At 69.5% G+C, this 17,524-nt stretch carries 19 protein-coding genes; 7 read left to right on the forward strand and 12 right to left on the reverse strand.

Annotated elements, in window-relative coordinates:
• The first annotated feature begins 42 nt into the window (after positions 1-42).
• The 3 genes from hxlB to DMP23_RS09715 are packed head-to-tail and all read left to right on the forward strand — an operon-like array spanning position 43 to position 3,057.
• Complete coding sequence (hxlB, locus tag DMP23_RS09705; RefSeq protein ID WP_134730770.1) at positions 43-630, forward strand: 6-phospho-3-hexuloisomerase; 588 nt, start codon at positions 43-45, stop codon at positions 628-630.
• 44 nt (positions 631-674) lie between these two features.
• Positions 675-1,643, forward strand: coding sequence for a class II fructose-bisphosphatase (glpX, locus tag DMP23_RS09710; RefSeq protein ID WP_037819251.1), 969 nt, complete (start codon positions 675-677; stop codon positions 1,641-1,643).
• Between the two features lie 31 nt (positions 1,644-1,674).
• Positions 1,675-3,057 carry an ATP-dependent 6-phosphofructokinase gene (locus DMP23_RS09715; RefSeq protein WP_037819252.1) on the forward strand — a complete coding sequence of 461 codons (1,383 nt, stop codon included), beginning with the start codon at positions 1,675-1,677 and terminating at the stop codon, positions 3,055-3,057.
• Positions 3,058-3,067: 10 nt separating this feature from the next.
• Here the strand turns inward: DMP23_RS09715 and DMP23_RS09720 are convergent, their stop codons facing one another.
• Both DMP23_RS09720 and DMP23_RS09725 read right to left on the reverse strand, forming a co-directional pair.
• On the reverse strand, positions 3,068-3,688 hold the full coding sequence (locus DMP23_RS09720) for a CBS domain-containing protein (RefSeq protein ID WP_134666903.1): 621 nt from the start codon (positions 3,686-3,688) through the stop codon (positions 3,068-3,070).
• Between the two features lie 46 nt (positions 3,689-3,734).
• Positions 3,735-4,133 (reverse strand): VOC family protein, encoded by a 399-nt coding sequence (locus DMP23_RS09725; RefSeq protein ID WP_037819255.1) that lies wholly within the window; start codon positions 4,131-4,133, stop codon positions 3,735-3,737.
• Between the two features lie 1,095 nt (positions 4,134-5,228).
• Here DMP23_RS09725 and DMP23_RS09730 point away from each other — a divergent pair.
• Entirely contained in the window at positions 5,229-5,753 is a 525-nt protein-coding gene (locus tag DMP23_RS09730; protein ID WP_337820838.1) for a hypothetical protein, read from the forward strand.
• Positions 5,754-5,924: 171 nt separating this feature from the next.
• Here DMP23_RS09730 and DMP23_RS09735 read toward each other — a convergent pair whose 3' ends face one another.
• The 4 genes from DMP23_RS09735 to DMP23_RS09750 form a co-directional block, all read right to left on the reverse strand.
• On the reverse strand, positions 5,925-6,614 hold the full coding sequence (locus DMP23_RS09735; RefSeq protein ID WP_337820839.1) for a response regulator transcription factor: 690 nt from the start codon (positions 6,612-6,614) through the stop codon (positions 5,925-5,927).
• Positions 6,611-7,231 carry a sensor histidine kinase gene (locus DMP23_RS09740; RefSeq protein ID WP_078870749.1) on the reverse strand — a complete coding sequence of 207 codons (621 nt, stop codon included), beginning with the start codon at positions 7,229-7,231 and terminating at the stop codon, positions 6,611-6,613. The genes DMP23_RS09735 and DMP23_RS09740 overlap by 4 nt, the downstream gene beginning before the upstream one ends.
• A gap of 115 nt (positions 7,232-7,346) precedes the next feature.
• Positions 7,347-8,672, reverse strand: coding sequence for an APC family permease (locus DMP23_RS09745; protein WP_037819260.1), 1,326 nt, complete (start codon positions 8,670-8,672; stop codon positions 7,347-7,349).
• Positions 8,669-9,544: a carbon-nitrogen hydrolase family protein gene (locus DMP23_RS09750; RefSeq protein ID WP_337820840.1), complete on the reverse strand. Its 876-nt coding sequence runs from the start codon at positions 9,542-9,544 to the stop codon at positions 8,669-8,671. Before DMP23_RS09750 ends, DMP23_RS09745 begins: the two co-directional genes overlap by 4 nt.
• A gap of 75 nt (positions 9,545-9,619) precedes the next feature.
• Here DMP23_RS09750 and DMP23_RS09755 point away from each other — a divergent pair, with 75 nt between their 5' ends.
• The gene (locus DMP23_RS09755) at positions 9,620-10,324 is read left to right on the forward strand and encodes a FadR/GntR family transcriptional regulator (protein WP_134666895.1); all 705 of its coding nucleotides are present in this window, start codon (positions 9,620-9,622) and stop codon (positions 10,322-10,324) included.
• 109 nt (positions 10,325-10,433) lie between these two features.
• On the opposite strand, the gene DMP23_RS09760 is transcribed toward DMP23_RS09755, so the two are convergent.
• Both DMP23_RS09760 and DMP23_RS09765 read right to left on the reverse strand, forming a co-directional pair.
• Entirely contained in the window at positions 10,434-10,607 is a 174-nt protein-coding gene (locus tag DMP23_RS09760) for a hypothetical protein (protein ID WP_240690796.1), read from the reverse strand.
• Between the two features lie 219 nt (positions 10,608-10,826).
• A complete protein-coding gene (locus tag DMP23_RS09765) occupies positions 10,827-11,666 on the reverse strand; it encodes an alpha/beta fold hydrolase (RefSeq protein ID WP_134666893.1) in 840 nt (279 codons plus the stop codon).
• Between the two features lie 71 nt (positions 11,667-11,737).
• On the opposite strand from DMP23_RS09765, the gene DMP23_RS09770 reads away from it, so the two are divergent.
• Positions 11,738-12,691: a helix-turn-helix domain-containing protein gene (locus tag DMP23_RS09770; RefSeq protein WP_134666891.1), complete on the forward strand. Its 954-nt coding sequence runs from the start codon at positions 11,738-11,740 to the stop codon at positions 12,689-12,691.
• Between the two features lie 257 nt (positions 12,692-12,948).
• Here DMP23_RS09770 and DMP23_RS09775 read toward each other — a convergent pair whose 3' ends face one another.
• The 3 genes from DMP23_RS09775 to DMP23_RS09785 form a co-directional block, all read right to left on the reverse strand.
• Complete coding sequence (locus tag DMP23_RS09775; protein ID WP_134666889.1) at positions 12,949-13,350, reverse strand: hypothetical protein; 402 nt, start codon at positions 13,348-13,350, stop codon at positions 12,949-12,951.
• A 14-nt stretch (positions 13,351-13,364) separates the two neighbouring features.
• Positions 13,365-15,041: a right-handed parallel beta-helix repeat-containing protein gene (locus DMP23_RS09780; protein WP_337820841.1), complete on the reverse strand. Its 1,677-nt coding sequence runs from the start codon at positions 15,039-15,041 to the stop codon at positions 13,365-13,367.
• Positions 15,042-15,187: 146 nt separating this feature from the next.
• A complete protein-coding gene (locus DMP23_RS09785) occupies positions 15,188-16,084 on the reverse strand; it encodes an SMP-30/gluconolactonase/LRE family protein (protein WP_337820842.1) in 897 nt (298 codons plus the stop codon).
• Positions 16,085-16,153: 69 nt separating this feature from the next.
• Between DMP23_RS09785 and DMP23_RS09790 the strand changes: the two genes are divergently transcribed.
• Positions 16,154-16,615 (forward strand): AsnC family transcriptional regulator, encoded by a 462-nt coding sequence (locus DMP23_RS09790; RefSeq protein WP_037819279.1) that lies wholly within the window; start codon positions 16,154-16,156, stop codon positions 16,613-16,615.
• Positions 16,616-16,634: 19 nt separating this feature from the next.
• On the opposite strand, the gene DMP23_RS09795 is transcribed toward DMP23_RS09790, so the two are convergent.
• Positions 16,635-17,510 carry an alpha/beta hydrolase gene (locus tag DMP23_RS09795; protein ID WP_337820843.1) on the reverse strand — a complete coding sequence of 292 codons (876 nt, stop codon included), beginning with the start codon at positions 17,508-17,510 and terminating at the stop codon, positions 16,635-16,637.
• Between the last annotated feature and the right edge of the window lie 14 nt (positions 17,511-17,524).

Consider the following 17,524-nt stretch of genomic DNA (forward strand, 5'->3'; position numbering starts at 1 on the left):
GACGCCCCAAGGTCGCCCGCCCGCGAGTGGAGGAAGATCTCGTTGACGAACACGATTCCCAAGAAACTGGACGCTGCGCTCTTCACCGGAGCGACCCGCGCGGTCGTCGGAGAGGTGGACCGGGTGAGCGCGGCGGTGCAGTCCGCGTCGTGGCTCCGAGCCGGCGCGCTGCTGCTCAAGGCGCCGGCGGTGTTCACCATCGGCACCGGGCGGAGCGGCCTCGCGCTGCAGATGGCCGCGATGCGGTTCATGCACCTCGGGCTCCCGACGCACGTCGTCGGCGAGGTGACGGCTCCGGCGATCGGCGAACGGGACGTCCTGGTCGCGGCATCGGGCTCCGGGTCGACCGCTCGGGTGGTGCGGGCCGCGGAGACCGCTCGCGCCCAGGGCGCCGACGTGATCGCGCTGACCACGGCTCCCGAGTCGGCGCTGGCCAAGGCCGCGACCGAGGTGCTGGTCATCCCGGCCGCGGACAAGCAGGACTTCGACGGCAACTCCTCCGTCCAGTACGCGGGCAGCCTGTTCGAACAGTCCGTCCTGCTGATCACGGATTCGCTCTTCCACGCGCTGTGGCAGACCAGCGGCACTCAAGCCCGCGAACTGTGGCGGCTCCACGCGAATCTCGAATAGCGGCCTCGCCGTCCTGATGCGACCGACCGGAATGGGAGCCCGAAATGCACTGTCAGACTGAGGCCGCGCCGCGCACGTGCGTCGATGTCCACGCACTGGAGGCGGTGGCGCTGGCCGCGACCCGCAGCGCCGCCGTCGCCAGCTACGGCTGGGTCGGCCGGTACGACCAGAAGGCCGCCGACGCCGCTGCCACCAAGGCGATGCGCGAAGCGCTGGCGAAGGCTCCCGGCCGGGGAACCGTGGTCATCGGGGAGGGCGAAAAGGACGACGCCCCGATGCTGTTCAACGGCGAGATCGTCGGCACCGGCAACGGCCCGGATTTCGACATCGCGGTCGATCCGCTGGAAGGAACGTCCTTCTGCGCCAAGGATCTTCCCGGCTCCCTGGCGACGATCGCCTTCGGCGAGCCGGGCACGCTCTGGTCGCCGGGGCCGGGGTTCTACATGGACAAGATCGTCGTGCCCCCGCAGGCGAAAAACGTCGTCGATCTCGACGATCCGCCTGAACGCACCCTGGCCAACGTCGCCGCCGCGCTCGGCAAGAAGGTCAGCGAGCTCCGGGTGATGATCATGGACAAGCCGCGGCACCAGAACCTGATCGCCCGCGTGCTGCGGGCGGGCGCGGCGGTGCAGACCCCGGCGGGCGGCGATGTCGGCGGAAGCCTGGCCGTGCTCCTGCCGACGCTCGACGTCGACCTGCTGCTCGGCGTCGGCGGCACGCCCGAAGGCGTGATGACCGCGGCCGCGGTTCGCGCGCTGGGCGGCGGGATGCTGGGCCGCCTCGCCCCGCAACGGGACGAAGAGGCGGACGCGATCCGCGCGGCGGGCATGTCCCTCGACCGCGTCTACGAATGCGACGAACTCGCGGCAGGCGACGCTTTCTTCGTCGCGACCGGGGTCACCGGGGGCACGCTCCTCGACCGCCCCCGGAAATGCGAGGGCAAGACCACCTGCGAATCGCTGCTGATTTCCCGGGGCGAGATCCGCTACCTCACCCACACCACCTTCGAGTGACCCACGCTGTCCGCACGACCAGGGAGATCCGGTGACGCTGCATTTGGACGACCTCCGCGTTCGTCATCTCGGCGAGTGTCGTTACGATTCGCCGCTCGCCGAGATGGTGTCGACGAAACAGACCTCTCCGCACTATGTCGCCGAGGGCGACCGGGTCCTGCTCGAGGACACCGTGTCGATGCTGGCCGGGCACCGCCTCCCGCCGGCGCGCCTTCCGAGCTTCGAAGGGGCGGGCCCGCGCCGGAAGATCTACTTCGACCCGGCACGCGTCACCGCCGGGATCGTCACCTGCGGAGGGCTGTGCCCGGGGCTGAACAACGTCATCCGCGGTCTCGTCCAGGAACTCGCGGTGCACTACAAGGTGAAGCGGATCCTGGGCTTCCGGAACGGCCTGCAGGGGCTGACCGCCGAGCATCGGCACGACACCGTGGAACTGACGCCGGCGCACGTCCGCGACATCCACAAGGACGGCGGCACCATCCTGGGCAGCTCGCGCGGCGGCCAGGACGCCGACGAGATGGTCGACAGCCTCGTTCTGCGGGGCGTCGACGTCATGTTCGTCATCGGCGGCGACGGCGGGATGCGCGCCGCGACGTACCTCAGCGACGCGATCCGGGCGCGCGGCCTCGACATCGCGGTCATCGGGGTGCCGAAGACCATCGACAACGACCTGCCCTTCACGGACCAGTCCTTCGGTTTCCAGAGCGCGTTCGCCCGGGCGACGGACTTCATCTCGGCGGTTTCCGTCGAAGCCGCGTCCAGCCCGAACGGGGTCGGGATCGTGAAGCTGATGGGCAGGCATTCCGGGTTCATCGCCAGTTACGCCGCGCTGGCCGCCAACGGCGCGGACATCGTGCTGATCCCGGAGATCCCGTTCGCGCTGGAAGGACGGGACGGACTGCTCGCCCACGTCGAGCAACGCGTGCGGGCGAAGGGCTACGTCGTGATAGTGCTGGCCGAAGGGGCCGGTCAGGAGCTGCTCGACCGGCCCGGCGCGGCGCACCGGAACGGGCGCGCCACGGACGCGTCGGGCAACGTCAAGCTCGGCAACGTGGGGGAACTGCTCAAAGACCGCATCGCCGCGCACCTGACCGCGGCAGGACTTCCTCCCACGATGCGTTACATCGACCCGAGCTATGCGATCCGGAGCATCGCGGCCAACCCCTATGACAGCGTGTATTGCCTGCGGCTGGCGCACGCGGCGGTGCACGCCGCCATGGCGGGCCGTACCGCGGCGGCTGTCGCGCGCTGGCGGCGGCGCTTCGTGCACGTCCCGCTGTCGTTGATGACCAGCCGCCGCAACCAAGTCGACCCCGATGGCGACCTGTGGCTGTCGGTGCTGGAAACCACCTGCCAGCCCGCGGAATTCGGCGCCGCGGCGGGCCGGGAGAAAGTGCCCATGGGCTTTTGCTGAGCAGCCGGGTTCACAGTGCGTGCGCGGTGCGGTCGTCGAAGCCGAAGTCGAGTTCATCGCTGACGGCGACTACCCCGCGCACGCACTGTGCGCTCCGAACAGCTTGCTCGGCAACGCTTCTCAGCCCGACCGTGCCGGTGAGCGTCACGACGCCATCGGCGACCCGCACCGTGACGCCTTCCGGCGCACCGGCTTCGGCCTCGGCGCGGATGTCGGCGTCCGACCGCAGCAACGCGGACAGGACGTCGCGATGGGAGATCAGCCCGACCAGCCGGGCGGCCTGATCCACCACGCACAACTGGGCCGGCTTGGCGTCCGCGAGCTGTCGGAGCGCCACGTGCAGGGGCGCGTCGGCGGCGATCGTGGGCGCGGGGGCCGTCATCAGCTCGCCGGCAGTGCGCGCAAGCGCTTTTCGCCACCGGCTCCGGCGGCGCGGCCCGCCGAACGCGGGCAGCCGGTCCGCGCCGCCGTGGAACTCGCTCTTCGCCGCCACGTCGGCCGCGGTGACGAGCCCGATCGGCCGGCCGGCCGGATCGACGACCGGCAGCGCGGGCACGCCGTGTTCGAGCAGAGCCGTGACGAGGTCCCGGAACGAGGTGTCGCGTCCGGCCGAGACGACCTGGCGTGCCATGACGTCGGCTACTCGCTGATCGCACATCGCTTTCCCGGTGGCCTGGTCATTCCGGACCGGCGAAGAACTCGAGCGCGATGTTGTCCGGATCGCGGAAGGAAACGCCGCTGCCGTAGTGCGCTTTCTTCACCCCGCCGTGCGAAATGCCGAGCTCGTCCAGCTTCCGGGCCCATCCGGCCAGCGCGGCGTGCGATTCGACCGCGAACCCGATGTGGTCCAGCCCCGTGCGGCGTTCGTCCGCCCGGTCGCGGGTTTCCTTGCCGTGGTGGGTGTGCAGCCCGAAGAGCATGCCGCCGCCGAGGGCGAAGACCGTGTGGTGGAATTCGCCGCCTTCCTCGTCCTCGTCCAGGACGGGCCCGGCGCCGAACAGCCTCGTGTACCACTCGGTGCTGCGCTGAAGATCGGACACGGTGATCGCGATGTGCTGCAAACCTGGGAAAGCCATGTGCACCCCTTCGCGCGGTCGGCATGCCCGCTCGCATGCGGACGTACCGGTGTTCTTACCAGCCGCCGCGCGGCCGGAGCCCGCTCGATCGAACGGGCGGCGGAGGGACCGGGACGAGCGGGCGGCGGGGCCGGATGAACGGGAAGCAGGCACTGGAGAGGGACGGGACAGTCCGCTGGCTGTCCCAACCCGGTGCGACGGTGGTGCGGACCGCCGAGCAACTCGGCATGGGCCGCGCCACGGTTTAGCGGAAGCTGGCACAGTACGGGAGGGGATCTCTCCAAACCCAAGGGATTTTGCTGCTGATGCTCACCGCTGACCTGCGTTTTCGCAGGTCAGCACATCGTTCGGCCCAGGAGGACTCATAATCCCTTGGCCGTCGGTTCGGGCCCGACCCGGCTCACTCTGACTTCCCTTTTATAGGGTATGACCTGCGGAAACAGCCTCGGAAACGATCTTGACGCGAGGCCTCGCGGAAGCACTGGAAACGAGCACAGCGCTGGTAACCCAAGGGATTGTTCGAGCAAGCCTGATTTCATGACCGTCGTTGAGGCGCCCGTGGAGGTGCTCGAGAGCTGGAGCGGTATTTCGAACATCTCCGCCAACGGCCGAACTTTCGCACCGGAGAGTCGCTGGCGCACAGCTGCATCGCGCAGCTCCCGCTCCGCCCGCAACGTCTCGTGCTTCATCCCAGCTCGCGAGCCACCTGCGCCAACGGACGAGCCGACGACCTCACCAACGCCACCGCATCCCGCCGGAATTCTTGCGGATACTTCGACGAACCAGACACAAACACATCCTTCCCCAGGCCAACACCAAGGATCAGTGTGTCGGCCGGCGAACTGATCGACCGAGTGTGGGACGGCGCGCCGCCGTTGCGCGCGCATGCCGCGCTTTACAGCTACTTGTCGCGGCTGCGGACAGTGTTGCGGGAGACCGGCAATGCGGTTCTGGACCGCGCCAGACGCAGCTGTGTCCTAGCCGTCGACGACGAAGAGGTGGACCACGGCCAGTTCGCCGCCGTTGTCCGCGACGTCGTATCCGGGTCGCTCGCTCCGGCGGATCGAGGAGACGGCGCGACCTACGATGACGAGCATGGAATCGATGTCCGCCCTCGTCCATCTGGTCAGTCTCTTCATCAACTTCCGAGACTTCGAATTCGGCGAGGGATCCCATCATGGCTACCGCTGGGTTGATGCCAAGCATTTCCAGTTGCCGGCCGAGGCGCCGCAGGACCGAGATGTCCTAGCGGCCTTGATCGCACACCCCCAGTTTCGGGACACGTACGACGGTGCCGGCGTTCAAGACTGGCCGCGCCATGGCCAGTGGTGGCTTCATCGCATCACCCCGGACGACTACGAGACGGTCGATGCCGCGACGGCAGTCGGCGTCATCCGCTCCTGGGCCAGCCAGCACGGGAACGTCCCAGAGCCGCTCGAAGCACGCCTGCGCCAGGAGATCTACCGCCCGATCCGCAAGGCGACCAGCACATACCTGTTGGGACAGCTTGCGGAGGACGCGCTCCACGACTATGGCCCGATCCATATCGACTACCGCGAACTTGTCGTCATCGACCGGCCCGCGGCGTCGCTCACTCTCCTCGTCGCAGCCGACGATTGACCCCGCGACATCACTGCCGCCCGCGCTCGAAAAGGGGCAGTCGCGTACCCGACTCCACCATTAGTTTTCAGTCCCGCCGAGGAAATGGGGAGAATCGCGAGTCAACGTCTCGCAACGCCGAGATGGATATGTGGATCGCCCAGTTCGGCGAATGGGGATGCAAAGCTTGCACTATTCGGCCGCGTGCCCTCGCGGGTCGGTGGGCGAGGCGATCCGGTAGCCGATTCCCGGGGTCGTGGTGATGATCGGCGGGTTGCCGAGTTTGCGTCGCAGCCGGCCGATCGTGACCGTGACGGTGTTGGTGAACGGGTCGGCGTTCTCGTCCCAAACCTGTTCGAGCAGGGTCTCGGCGCTCAGGAAACCGGGACTCGCCTGCAGCAGCGCTTCGAGAACCGCGAACTCCTTCACCGAGAGGCTGAGTTGTCGTCCGTCGCGTACGACGGTGCGGCGTACCGGGTCCAGCTCGATCCCTGCCGTGCGCAGGGTTCGGGGACGTGCGTGCGGTTTGCGACGGGCGAGCGCCTGGATGCGCAGGATCAGCTCCGGGAAGTGGAAGGGCTTGGAGAGGTAGTCGTCGGCGCCCAGAGTCAGCCCGCTGACCCGGTCGCCGGGCGCGCTCGCCGCGGTCAGCATCAGCACCATCGGCCGGTCCGCCCGTTCGGTGATCATCTGGCACAGCGTGTCGCCGTGGAGACCGGGCAGGTCTCGGTCCAGGACGACGACGTCGTGCGCGGTGAGTTCGAGTTTGGCGGAGGCAGTCAGTCCGTCGCCGGCGAGGTCGACCGCCATTCCTTGGTCCCGGAGCCCCTCCGCGACGACCTCGGCGAGGGCGCGGTCGTCTTCGACGACGAGGATCCTCATGCCGGGACCGGCGTCTTCACGGCCGGCAGGGTGATCGTCACGCGCAGGCCGCCTTCGGGACGGGCGAACAGCGCGAGCCGGCCGCGGTGGGCGGCGGCGACGGCGGCCACGATCGACAGGCCGAGTCCTGAGGAGCCGGTGCGTTCCTCGCCCAGCCGTTCGAAGGGCTGGGCCAGCCGGTCGACCTCTCGTTGGTCGAGGACGCGTCCGCCGGTCTCGACGGCCAGCACGGTCTCCTCCTCGGTCGCGGACCCGGTGACCTCGATCCAGCCGCCTTGCTCGTTGTGCGCTACGGCGTTGTCGATGACGTTGTCCACCAACCGCGCGAGCAGGGCCGGGCTGCCCTGGGCCGTCGTCGCCGGGGGCAGGTCCACCGTCACGGTCAAGCCTTTCTCGCGAATGTCGGCGAAACGTTCGCGCCGTGCCGCGTCGACGAGTTCGCCGAGGTCGACCCGGTCAGCATCGGCCAGCGCCCCGTGTTGCGCTCTGGCCAGCACGAGAAATCCGTCGAGCAGGTGATCGACTCGATCCAGCTGGGGACGCAGCCGGTCCGTGAGCGCGATTGTCGAAGCGGCTGAATGGGGCTTGGCGATCGCGACGTCCAGCGACGCCCTCATCGTCGCTAGAGGCGTGCGCAGCAGCTCAACGGCAACGGCAACGGCGCGCCCACCCGACCAACGCCGTCGCAGCGAACGCGGAACGTGTTTCCCAGGAAGGGCCAACGTTTCCGGGCTACTCGTCGAAGGTCATCTCCGGCGGTGGACGGCGGAATCCGCGGGTGATCGCGGCCAGCACCACGATTCCGATGCCCAGCCACACCAGGCCGAAGACCAGCGCGATGCCGTCCAGGTTGACCAGCAGCCACAGGTCCACCACGACGCCGATCAGCGGGAAGACCAGCCAGGTCAGCGTCCGCTTTCCGGTGCGGTCGCGCAGCCAGGTCGCGAGCACGCTGAGGTTGACGAACGTGAACGCGGTGAACGCGCCGAAGTTGATGAACGAGGTCGACGTGCTCACGTCCAGTGCCAGCGCTGCCAGCCCGACCGCTCCGGTGAGCAGGATGCCGAAGGCCGGTGTCGCGAACCGCGGGTGGAGTTTGCCGAAAACGCGCGGCAGCACGCCGTCGCGGCCCATGGCGAACATCAGCCGCGACGCGCTGGCTTGTGCCGCGATCCCGGACGCGAACTGCGCGACCACCAGCCCGGCCAGGAAGACCGACGCGAAAAGGTCGCCGCCGATCGTGGTGGCGATTTCGAAGGCCGCCGAGGATTCGTCGGCGAACGCGCTGCCCGGGTGGGCCAGCTGGGTGAAATAGGCGAGGGCCACGAAAATCCCGCCGCCGATCAGCGCGGTGAGCAGGATCGCGCGGGGGATCGTCCGCTGCGGTTCGGTGGTTTCCTCGGTCAGCGTCGTCACGGCGTCGAAGCCGAGGAACGAGTACGTCGCCAGTGCGGCGCCGCCCGAGATCGTGCCCAGTGTGCTGCCCGCGTGGAAGAACGGCTGTGTGCTCGCGAGCGCCTCGCCGGCATGCAGCACGTGCCTGATCGACAGCGCGACGAAGAAGCCGATCACCAGCAGCTGGAACGCCATCAGCACGAAGTTGGCTTTTTCGGCGACTTTGATGCCCAGCACGTTGAGCAGCGTCGTCAGGACGATGAAAGCGATCAGCCAGACCCAGCGCGGCACTCCGGGGAACTCCGCCGACAGGTAGGCGCCGCCGATCAGCCAGATCACCATCGGCAGGAAGAAGTAGTCGAGCAGCACCGCCCACCCGACGAGGAAACCGGCGCGCGCGTCGATGGCTTTCCGGACGTAGGTGTAGGCCGAGCCGGCGACCGGATGCGCGGCCGCCATTTTCCCGTAGCTCGCGGCGGTGAACAGCATCGCGACGAGGGCGAGCAGGTAGGCGGAAGGCACGGTGCCCGCGGTGGTCGCGGCGACGATGCCGAACGTGCCGAGCACGATCAGCGGGGCCATGTAGGCGAGGCCGAACAGGACGACGCCGGGAAGGCCGAGCCGGCGCCGCAGCGCGGCCGGGGCGGTGGGCGTGGCGGTCATCGGTCGTCTTCTCCTCGGGGGCTCCAGCGGCCCGGGTCGATCCGGCCCTGGTAGAGCGGCAGGTGCACAGGGGCGTCGGCGGGGCGGAACTGCGCCCACATCCGGTTGGTTCCGGCGGTGCCCTCGCGGCGGACGCGGGGCACGTCGTCGAGGTCGATCGTGTGCGCCAGGACGCCTTCGGCTTCGCCGGGCAACGCGGCGAGGACCTCGCCCTCGGGCCCGACGAGGACGCTGTCGCCGCGGCCGAACGGCCCGGCGGTGTTCACGCTCGCGACGAAGACCTGGTTGACGATGGCGTTCGCCCGGGCGAGCACGAGTTCCTGCGCGCGGTCCGGAGTGGTCGTCTGGACCGGGTTGAGCACTACCTCGGCGCCCAGCCAGGCGAGGTGCCGGGCGACTTCGGGAAACCAAGCGTCGTAACAGATCGAGAAGCCGATCCGGCCGGTGCCGGGCAGGTCGGCGACGACGAAGCGGTCGCCGGGGTCGTACGGCTCGTGGGGGCGCCAGGGGAAAATCTTGCGGTACCAGCCGGCCAGTTCGCCGCCGGGGGAGAAGAGCAGGGCGGTGTTGAACAGTTCGCCGCGGTCGCCGGCTTCGCACACCGTGCCGGGCGCGAGCCAGATCCCGAGATCCCCTGCCAGTTCGGCGAGTTCCCGGGTCCGGGGGCCGTGCAGCGGTTCGGCGGTTTCGCGGAGCTGCCGGGTGCGGTCGTCGCCTTCGCCGTCGACGCCGCAGAGATGCAGTTCGGGGAAGGCGGCCAGGCGGGTGCCCGGAAACCGGTTCAGCAGGGACTCGACCTCGCCGGCGAACCCGGGGGTTCCGGCGGGCCGGGGCGGCGCCTGGGCGAGGGCGATCGGCAGTGGTCGCGGCATGGACGGAAAATAGACCATCTTGAACACTTAAACAAGAGTGCTCATCATGAGCACTTTGTGCGGTACGGTCGTCGCATGACCACGGCAGACCTCAATTCCCCCGCGGTGACCGGGATCCGGCGGCTGTCCGCTTTGGACACCGTGCGCGCGCGGATCGCGCTCGCGGTGGAGCTGGGCCTGCTGGCGCCGGGGGAGCGGCTGCCGTCGAACGCGGAGATCGCGCGGGCGCTGGACGTCGCGGAGATCACCGTGCGGCGGGCACTGGAATCCCTGGCCGAAGACGGCGTGATCGAACGCCGTCGCGGCCGGGGCGGCGGCACGCTGGTGGCCGAGCACCCGCCGGCGGCCCGGGTGCGGGAGGTCGGCGCGTACCGGGCATCGGCCGCCGAGGTGCGGGAGCTGATCGACCACCGGCTGGTGCTGGAGTCCGGGCTGGCGCAGCTGGCGGCCACTCGGTCGCCGGACGTCCCGCGCCTGCGGGAGCTGGTGGCCCGGATGCGAGACGCGGCCGGCTGGGCCGAGTTTCACGAACTGGACACGGAGTTCCACCGCGCGGTGGCGGCGCCGGGGCCGGCCGCGGCGGTGCGGCAGTACGAGGTCGTGCTGAGGGAACTGCACCGGTTTTACCTGCCGTACCCGATGCCGAAACTGCGCGAGTCCAACCGGGAACACGCGAGACTGGTGGACGCACTGGAAGCCGGCCGCCCGGAAACGGCGGCCCGCGTCGTGCGCGCCCACGTCGGCCGTCTGCACGAGACGATGTTCGTCGGCCTGGAATAGGCCCCGGCCGCCGGCGCTGACTGTCTGGGACACTTTCCTTGGTCCATTGGCCATAGGCCCGGCGCTGCGGGAGTGCTCCAGCAGCGCCGGGCGGTGTCGAGAGGGCCGGTCAGGCGCGGGCGGCGGTGTCGATCAGGTCGGCGATCTGGCCGGGCTGGGACGCCAGGGAGGCGTGGCTGGCGTCGAGTTCGATGGTGTGGCGGGGGTTGATTCGCACCCGGGACCGGACCGGCTGGCTGATCGCGGCGATGGATCCCGCCCTCGGCCGGGCCCTGACCGCCATGCACCGCGACCCGGCCCGCCGCTGGACCGTGGCCGACCTCGCCAAGACCGCCACCATGTCCCGCTCCGCCTTCGCCGACCGGTTCAGCGCCTTGACCGGGCAACCGCCCGCCGCCTACCTCACCGCCCGCCGGCTCGACCAGGCGTCGCCGCACTTCGGGCACAGCAGGCGGCATCGGGGTAACTCGGAAGGTGGACGCTTACTGCGTCGCAATGACGGCTACATTGTGAAGAAATCGGCGAGGGCTTTGGCGATTTGGCCGGGGGCGTTTTCCGTGGGGATGTGGTCCGCTCGCGGGATGCGCACGAGCGTGGTTCGCGGGATCTCCAAGGCGAATTTCTCGGCGTACTCCACTTTCTCGAAGCTGTCGTCCTCGCCCCAGATCAGCAGCTTGGGCGTCGTGGACCGGCGCAGCGCGGGGACGAGATCGAGGGTGTAGCGGTTGTCGGCCGCGCCCGCCATCGCCAGCCAGGAGCGGCGGACCCGGGGGTTCGTCCACGGATCCAGATACTCGGCGATCAGCTGTTCGGTGGCGGCGTCTGCCAGTGCCGAGGCCACGGCCTGCCGGCGGGCGGCGAGGAGGCCGTCGGCGGTGACGGCCGCTGCGACCGCCGGGTCCCGGAACCGCGCCACGTGCGGTGCCGGCCAGGAGTCGTAGGCGACCGAGTTGACCAAGGCCAGCCGGCGTATCTCCAACAGATCATGGGCAAGGAGATGCTGGGCAATGGCGCCGCCGATGTCGTGGCCCGCCACTGCGATCGGCCCGGAGATCTTCAGTGCGGAGGCGAATCGCGTGAGCCAGTCTGCAAGGGCCGGGACCGTGGCCGTTTCCGGGGTGAGTTCGCCTCCTGAGCGTCCCAGCCCGGGAAGGTCGACCGCGACGGGCCGCAGCCCCGCCTGGGCCAGGCGGCCCAGCACCGGAAGCCACACGCGGCTCCAATACGTCCCGTGCAGCAGCAGGACCACCGGGCCGTCCCGCCCCGCGGTCAAGTAGCTGGCCGCTTCACCGTCGACCTGGACCTCGGTCCGCGACACGCCTGTTCCATTGGCTTCGCTCATCCGACCACTGTGACCGGGGGCTGGCTTCGATGCCGAGAGTCCAAAATGACATCCTTGGGTATATTCCTGCCATGGCCCGTCATCGGGTGGCAGCCCTGCTCAACGCGCCCCAGTCGCCCTTCGAACTCGCGTGTGCCGCCGAGGTTTTCGGCACCGCCTGGGAGGACGTGCCTGCCCGCTACGACTTCCGGATCTGCGCCGAGCGTCCCGGCCCGCTGCGGACCACCGCCGGTTACACGATGCTCGTCGACTGCGGGCTCGAAGCCCTGCAGGAGGCGGACACCGTGATCATCCCCGGCTGGCAGCCGCCCGACGCACCGGTGCCGTCGGCCGTCATCGAGGCGCTGCGGGCCGCCCATCGGCGAGGGGCGAGGATCGCGGCCATCTGCACGGGGGCGTTCGTCCTCGCCCGGACCGCACTGCTCGACGGACGCCGCGCGACCACCCACTGGCGCCAAACCGACCGGCTCGCCGCCGCCTTCCCCGAGGTGACGGTAGATCGGGACGTGCTCTACGTGGACCACGGCGACGTGGCGACCAGCGCCGGAACCGGGGCGGGCATCGACCTGTTGCTGCACCTCGTCCGCGCGGACCACGGCGCGGCACACGCCGCCCGGATCGCCCGGAACATGGTGCTGCCGCCGCACCGGGACGGCAGCCAGCTCCAGTACGCCGCGCAGCCCGTCCCGCCGAGAGCCGACGAGTCGTTGGCCCCGCTGCTGCAGTGGGCCACCACTCAGCTCGACACCGAACTGACCGTGGCCCGGCTCGCCGGGCGGGCCGGGCTGTCGAACCGGACGCTCGCCAGGCGGTTCACCGAGCAACTCGGCACCAGCCCGGGACAGTGGCTGCTCGGCCAGCGCCTCGACGCGGCACGGGTGCTGCTGGAACAGACCGCCCTTCCGGTGGAGACCATCGCCAACCGGGTCGGGCTCGCCTCGGCGGTCAACCTGCGCCGACACTTCCGGGCACGGCTCGGAACCACGCCGGGCGCTTACCGGCGGATCTTCGGCGAAACCCGGTAGGCGAAGAACGACCCAGGCCATGCTCATCGCCCAGCTCGATCCGGCCGCCGCGAAGGAAGCCGCAGTCCGCGTCGAGGCGGCTCAGCTTCTCGAAGTCCGGCGGCTGGCCTATCCGGCTGCCGAGCGCGCCCGAGGTGTGGCGGGCCGCCGACGAGACGTTCCAGACGGCGCTTGGTCCGCGCGGGATCATGAGTCCTGGCAAGGCACCGGGCTTCTGACCGTCCACTGTAGACCGTGAAGCGCGGGACAGGCGAACCTCAGAGAGGCAGCTGGCTGAGCGCGTGCACCAGCTCCTTGCCGGTTTCGACGGCGCCCTCGTGTGCTCCGGTGAGCAGCCCCATCGCGAGCTGGGCCAGCAGGCCCTTCAACGCGGTGAGGCCCTTGCGGACGATGCCTCGGTCCGGCTCCGGCTTGACCACCTCGGCGAGGACGGCGTCGGCGGTTTCGCGGGCGTCGCGGGCGTCCGCTTCGGGCAGCCCGAGGCTGCCGAGTTGCCGCTTGACCTCGGCGACGACCTCGGCGACGGCTTCGAACCCGGGTGCGACTTGCTCGGTGTGCGCGAGGTTCTGCGTGACGTTCCGGTTGTTCCACGCCAGCTGCGAATTGTGCACGCCGCCGTGGATCACCGGGCCGTGGTGATGGTGTTCTTCGGTGGGCACGGGCTTCCTCCCGGTCAGGTGCGGTGGTCGGGTGTCGCTTGCTGGACGACGGTGTTGCCCCAGGTGAGCACGGACTGGACGACGTCCCCGTGGATGACCGGGCCGTGGTAATTGTGCACGATCTGCGGTGGCTCGGGCTTCGGCTCGACCTCGATCACCCGCAGCGGCGAGCGGAACTCTTTCAGCACGGCGCTGCCGTTGTGGTGCACGGCGCAGCCCTCGGACCCGTTGACGTCGACGTTGCGGACGAGAGCCGTCGCGCCGTGCAAATTCAGGCCGGCGGTCGTCGTGCCGGTGAAGACGCTGTCGTCGAGGACCAAGTTGGCCTTCTCCGCGACGAAGACGCCCATGGACGGCGACCCGGAAACAGTGAGTCGCCGTGCGGTCAGCGTCGCCTTGCCCAACACGGCCCCGCCACTGAGTTCGGTGTCGCTGGCCTCGCAGTCGTGCAGGTCCAGATGGGCGCTGCTGCTCGCGCTGAACGCGATCTGGCCGCCGGACACACTGCAGTTCGCGGCGCGCATCGACGAATTCTCGTGCCCGAGCATTCCCACGAGCTCGAAGTCGCGCACTCGTGCGTCGGTGACTTGAACGTCGGCGGTTCCGTTGGCCTCGACCGCGACGGGGCAGCGCGCGACGTGCAGCCGGGTCAGTTCGGAATTCCCCTGGCCCGCGAACCGCACGGCGGTGTTGTCCAACCCCTCGATGACGGTGTCGGCGGCGACCAGGCGCGCGTTCTCGACGTAGATCCCGATGTTGCCGCCGTCGAAGCGACAGCCGCTCAGGACCGGCGTGCCCTGGGTGGCCACGAACATGCCGAACTTCCGCGCCTGCCGGACGGTGACGTTCTCGAACCGCCCGGCTCCGCGGGTGTTCACATCAATTCCGGCCACCCGGGGGTTTTCGAAGGTGCATCCGCGCACGAGCGGGTCGGCGCCGTCGGCGACCACCAGCCCGGTGTCGGTCGGGCCGACGTGCGTGCCGGTGATCGTGCCGCGCGCCCCCTGGGCGTAGCGAATGCCGGTGGTCTGCGCGGCTTCGATACGGCAGTCGGCGACGTCGAGGCTCCCGTTCTGGTCCGCGGCGACCGCAGCGTCGCCGGGGCTGGTGAACCGGCAGCCGGTCACGGCGGCGCGGGAACCGCGGGAGAGCAGGCCGTGGACCCGGCACCGGTCGAATCGGCTGTCGCGCACGGTGACGTCGGCACCAGCGGTGGCCCACAGCCCGGTGTTCGCGGAGTCCGTGAACACACATCGTTCGAGCAGAGCGTGCGAACCGGTGAAGAGTGCGCGGCCGTACTGCAACTCGGTGTCCGTCACCGTGACCGAACTGCCGGGCGGCCCGTGCAACGCGGCGGTGTCCCCGTGTGCGACGAGGGTGCACGCGCTGATCGCAAGGGTGCCGGCGGCACAGCGGACCACGTCGTTGTCCCGCGCCCGGAGCACGAGGCCTTCCAGCCGGACGGTGCCCGAGGCTACGACGCCCGCACCGGTCGGCGGGCAGATCTCCACCGTCCCAGGCTGCCGCGCGGCGATGCGCACGTCCCCCTGCACGAACAGGCTTTCCGGATAACGCCCCGGATCCACCTCGACAACGCACGACCCCCGCCGCCCGGCGGCACTGCGCAGGGCCGACTCGATGCTCCGGTGAGCTCCGCGCTTGCCGGGCGAAACCCGGAGTCTGACCGCCATCCCGTCCCCTCCTGTGGCTCCCGAGCATAGCGGTGAGCTTCCCGTCGCACGGGGACAAGCGAGAGTGCGTTGACCGAACTCGACCGTTCCGTCCCCGCCTCATGCCGAAGCCGTTCGCGATCAAGTTGCCGGGTGGGCGATTCCGGTCAGCGAACCCCGTTGAAGTTGACGCGCAAGGTGTAGACCGAACTGGACGCGGTGATGAACAGTTCGTTGCGGCGTGCTCCGCCGAAGGTCAGGTTCGAGCAGATCTCCGGCACCAGCAGTTTGCCGATCCGGGTGCCATCGGGAGCGAAACAGTGCAGCCCGTCGTGGGCGGCTGCCCAGACTCGTCCTGCGGTGTCCACTCTGAGCCCGTCGAAGGCGCCGTTGTCGCAGGTGCCGAATACTTCGCCGCCGGTGAGCTTGCCGTCGTCGGTGACGTCGAAAACCCTGATGTGGCTGGGATTTTGCCGCGTATCCGCGATGTACAGCTTGCTCTCGTCGGCGGAGAAGGCCAGACCGTTGGGGCGTTCGAAGTCGTCCGCGACGATCCGGACTTCTCCGTCTGCCGGGTCGACTCGGTAGACGTGGCAGGCACCGATCTCGCTTTCTGCTTGGTAGCCCTCGTAATCGCTGTCGATGCCGTAGCTCGGGTCGGTGAACCAAATGGATCCGTCGGACCGTTCGACGACGTCGTTGGGGCTGTTGAGCCGTCGGCCGCGATAGTGCTCCGCGAGTACGGTCACGCTGCCGTCCGGTTCGGTGCGCGTGACGCGGCGGTGGCCCTGCTCGCAGCTGACCAGCCGACCCGCGCGGTCTCTGGTGTGGCCGTTGGCGTAGCCCGAGGGCTGCCGGAACACGCCGACCTGGCCGGTGGTCTCGTCCCAGCGCAAGGTCCGGTCGTTCGGGATGTCGCTGAACACGAGGTAGCGGCCGGCCGGGAAATAGACCGGTCCCTCGGTCCAGCGGCATCCGGTGTGCAGGCGCTGCATCCACTCGTCGCCGTTGCAGCGCGCGAACCGCTCGTCCAGCACTGCGAACTCAGTCTTGACCAGGTCCACTGATTACCCCCAGGTTCTGAATGTCATCTCGCCTAGAGCTTGTCTTGCCGAACTTGATATCGTCAAGGTGTGGATGACTTGGATCGCAGACTCCTCGCTGAGCTGCAGCGTGACGCCACCCAGGCCTATGCCGCGCTGGGGCAGGCCGTGGGATTGTCCGCGGGCGCCGCGCACGAGCGGGTGCGGAAGCTGCGCGAACAGGGCGTCATCCGGCGGACCACCGTCGACGTCGATCCGGCGGCGGTCGGCCGGGGAGTGGCGGCGTTCGTGTTGGTGGAGGCCAACGCCTGGATGGGCGACTCGCCGACGAGCGAAGCGATCGCGGCGCTCCCCGAGGTCGTCGAGGCGCACGTCATCGCGGGCCCGGCGGCTCTCCTGGTGAAGATCCGCACGGCGACTACGGAGGAACTGCAGGCCTCGCTTCGCCGCCTCTACGCGATCGACGGAGTCACGAGCACCCAGGCGATCGTCGTCCTCGAGACCTTCTTCGAACGTCCGCTCGACACTGCTTCCGGGGGCGCTGGACAGTAGAGACCCTGCCGCCCAACGGTCACAGGTGCTTGCCGAAGAACTCGGCCAGCTTTTCCGCCGCCGGGCCGACCGCCGCCGGGCGGTCGTAAAGGTCCACATGGGACGCTCCGGGGACGCGGAACATCTCCTTCGGACCAGTCGCCCGCTGGAACGCCTCGATGCTCATCCACATGGTCTCGGCGCGGTCGCCGACGATCATCAGCAGCGGTCGCGGCCCGAGCAGCGGGAGCGGTGCGAAAGCGTCGAAGAACGCGAGCCGGTCGATGCTGTCCCAGGCCAGCGTCTTGGCGGAGCGGGGGTGCGCGCCGCGCGGGGTGCAGTAGTACTCCCAGCCCTCGTAGGCGTGCTGGCCGGTGGCGCGGGCTTCCTGTTCGTTCGCGGGGAAGACCGGCAGGCCGCCGGGCGCGGTGCGGGAAGCGGTCAGCATCGCGTCGAACACCGCCGGGTCCTGGGTTCCGTCGGCGCCGAGGCGCAGCTGGCGGGAGACGTCGGCGGCGCTGACCGTGGCGACGGCTCGCACTCGGCGGTCGGTGGAGGCGGCGGTCAGCGAGTAGCCGCCGGACGCGCAGATGCCGAGCAAACCGATCCGGGCTGGGTCGATGTCCTCGCGGCCGGTCAGGTAGCCGACCGCGGCTTTGAAGTCCTCGACTCGCTGAGCAGGGTCTTCGAGTCCGCGCGGCAGGCCCTCGCTTTCGCCCTGGTAAGCGGCGTCGAAGGCGAGAGCGGCGTAGCCCTGCGCGGCCATCAGCTCGGCGTACGAGCCCGCGGTCTGTTCCTTGACACCGGTGCCCGGGTGCCCGACGACCAGCGCGGGATGCGGGCCGGGGGTGTCCGGGAGATAGAGGTGGGCGGCGATGCGGAGGTTGTTGCTGCGGAAGGAGATGTCGTTTCGCATGCCTCCAGCTTCGG

The sequence above is a fragment of the Amycolatopsis sp. A1MSW2902 genome (assembly GCF_017312175.1).
Taxonomy (GTDB): Bacteria; Actinomycetota; Actinomycetes; order Mycobacteriales; family Pseudonocardiaceae; genus Amycolatopsis; species Amycolatopsis nivea.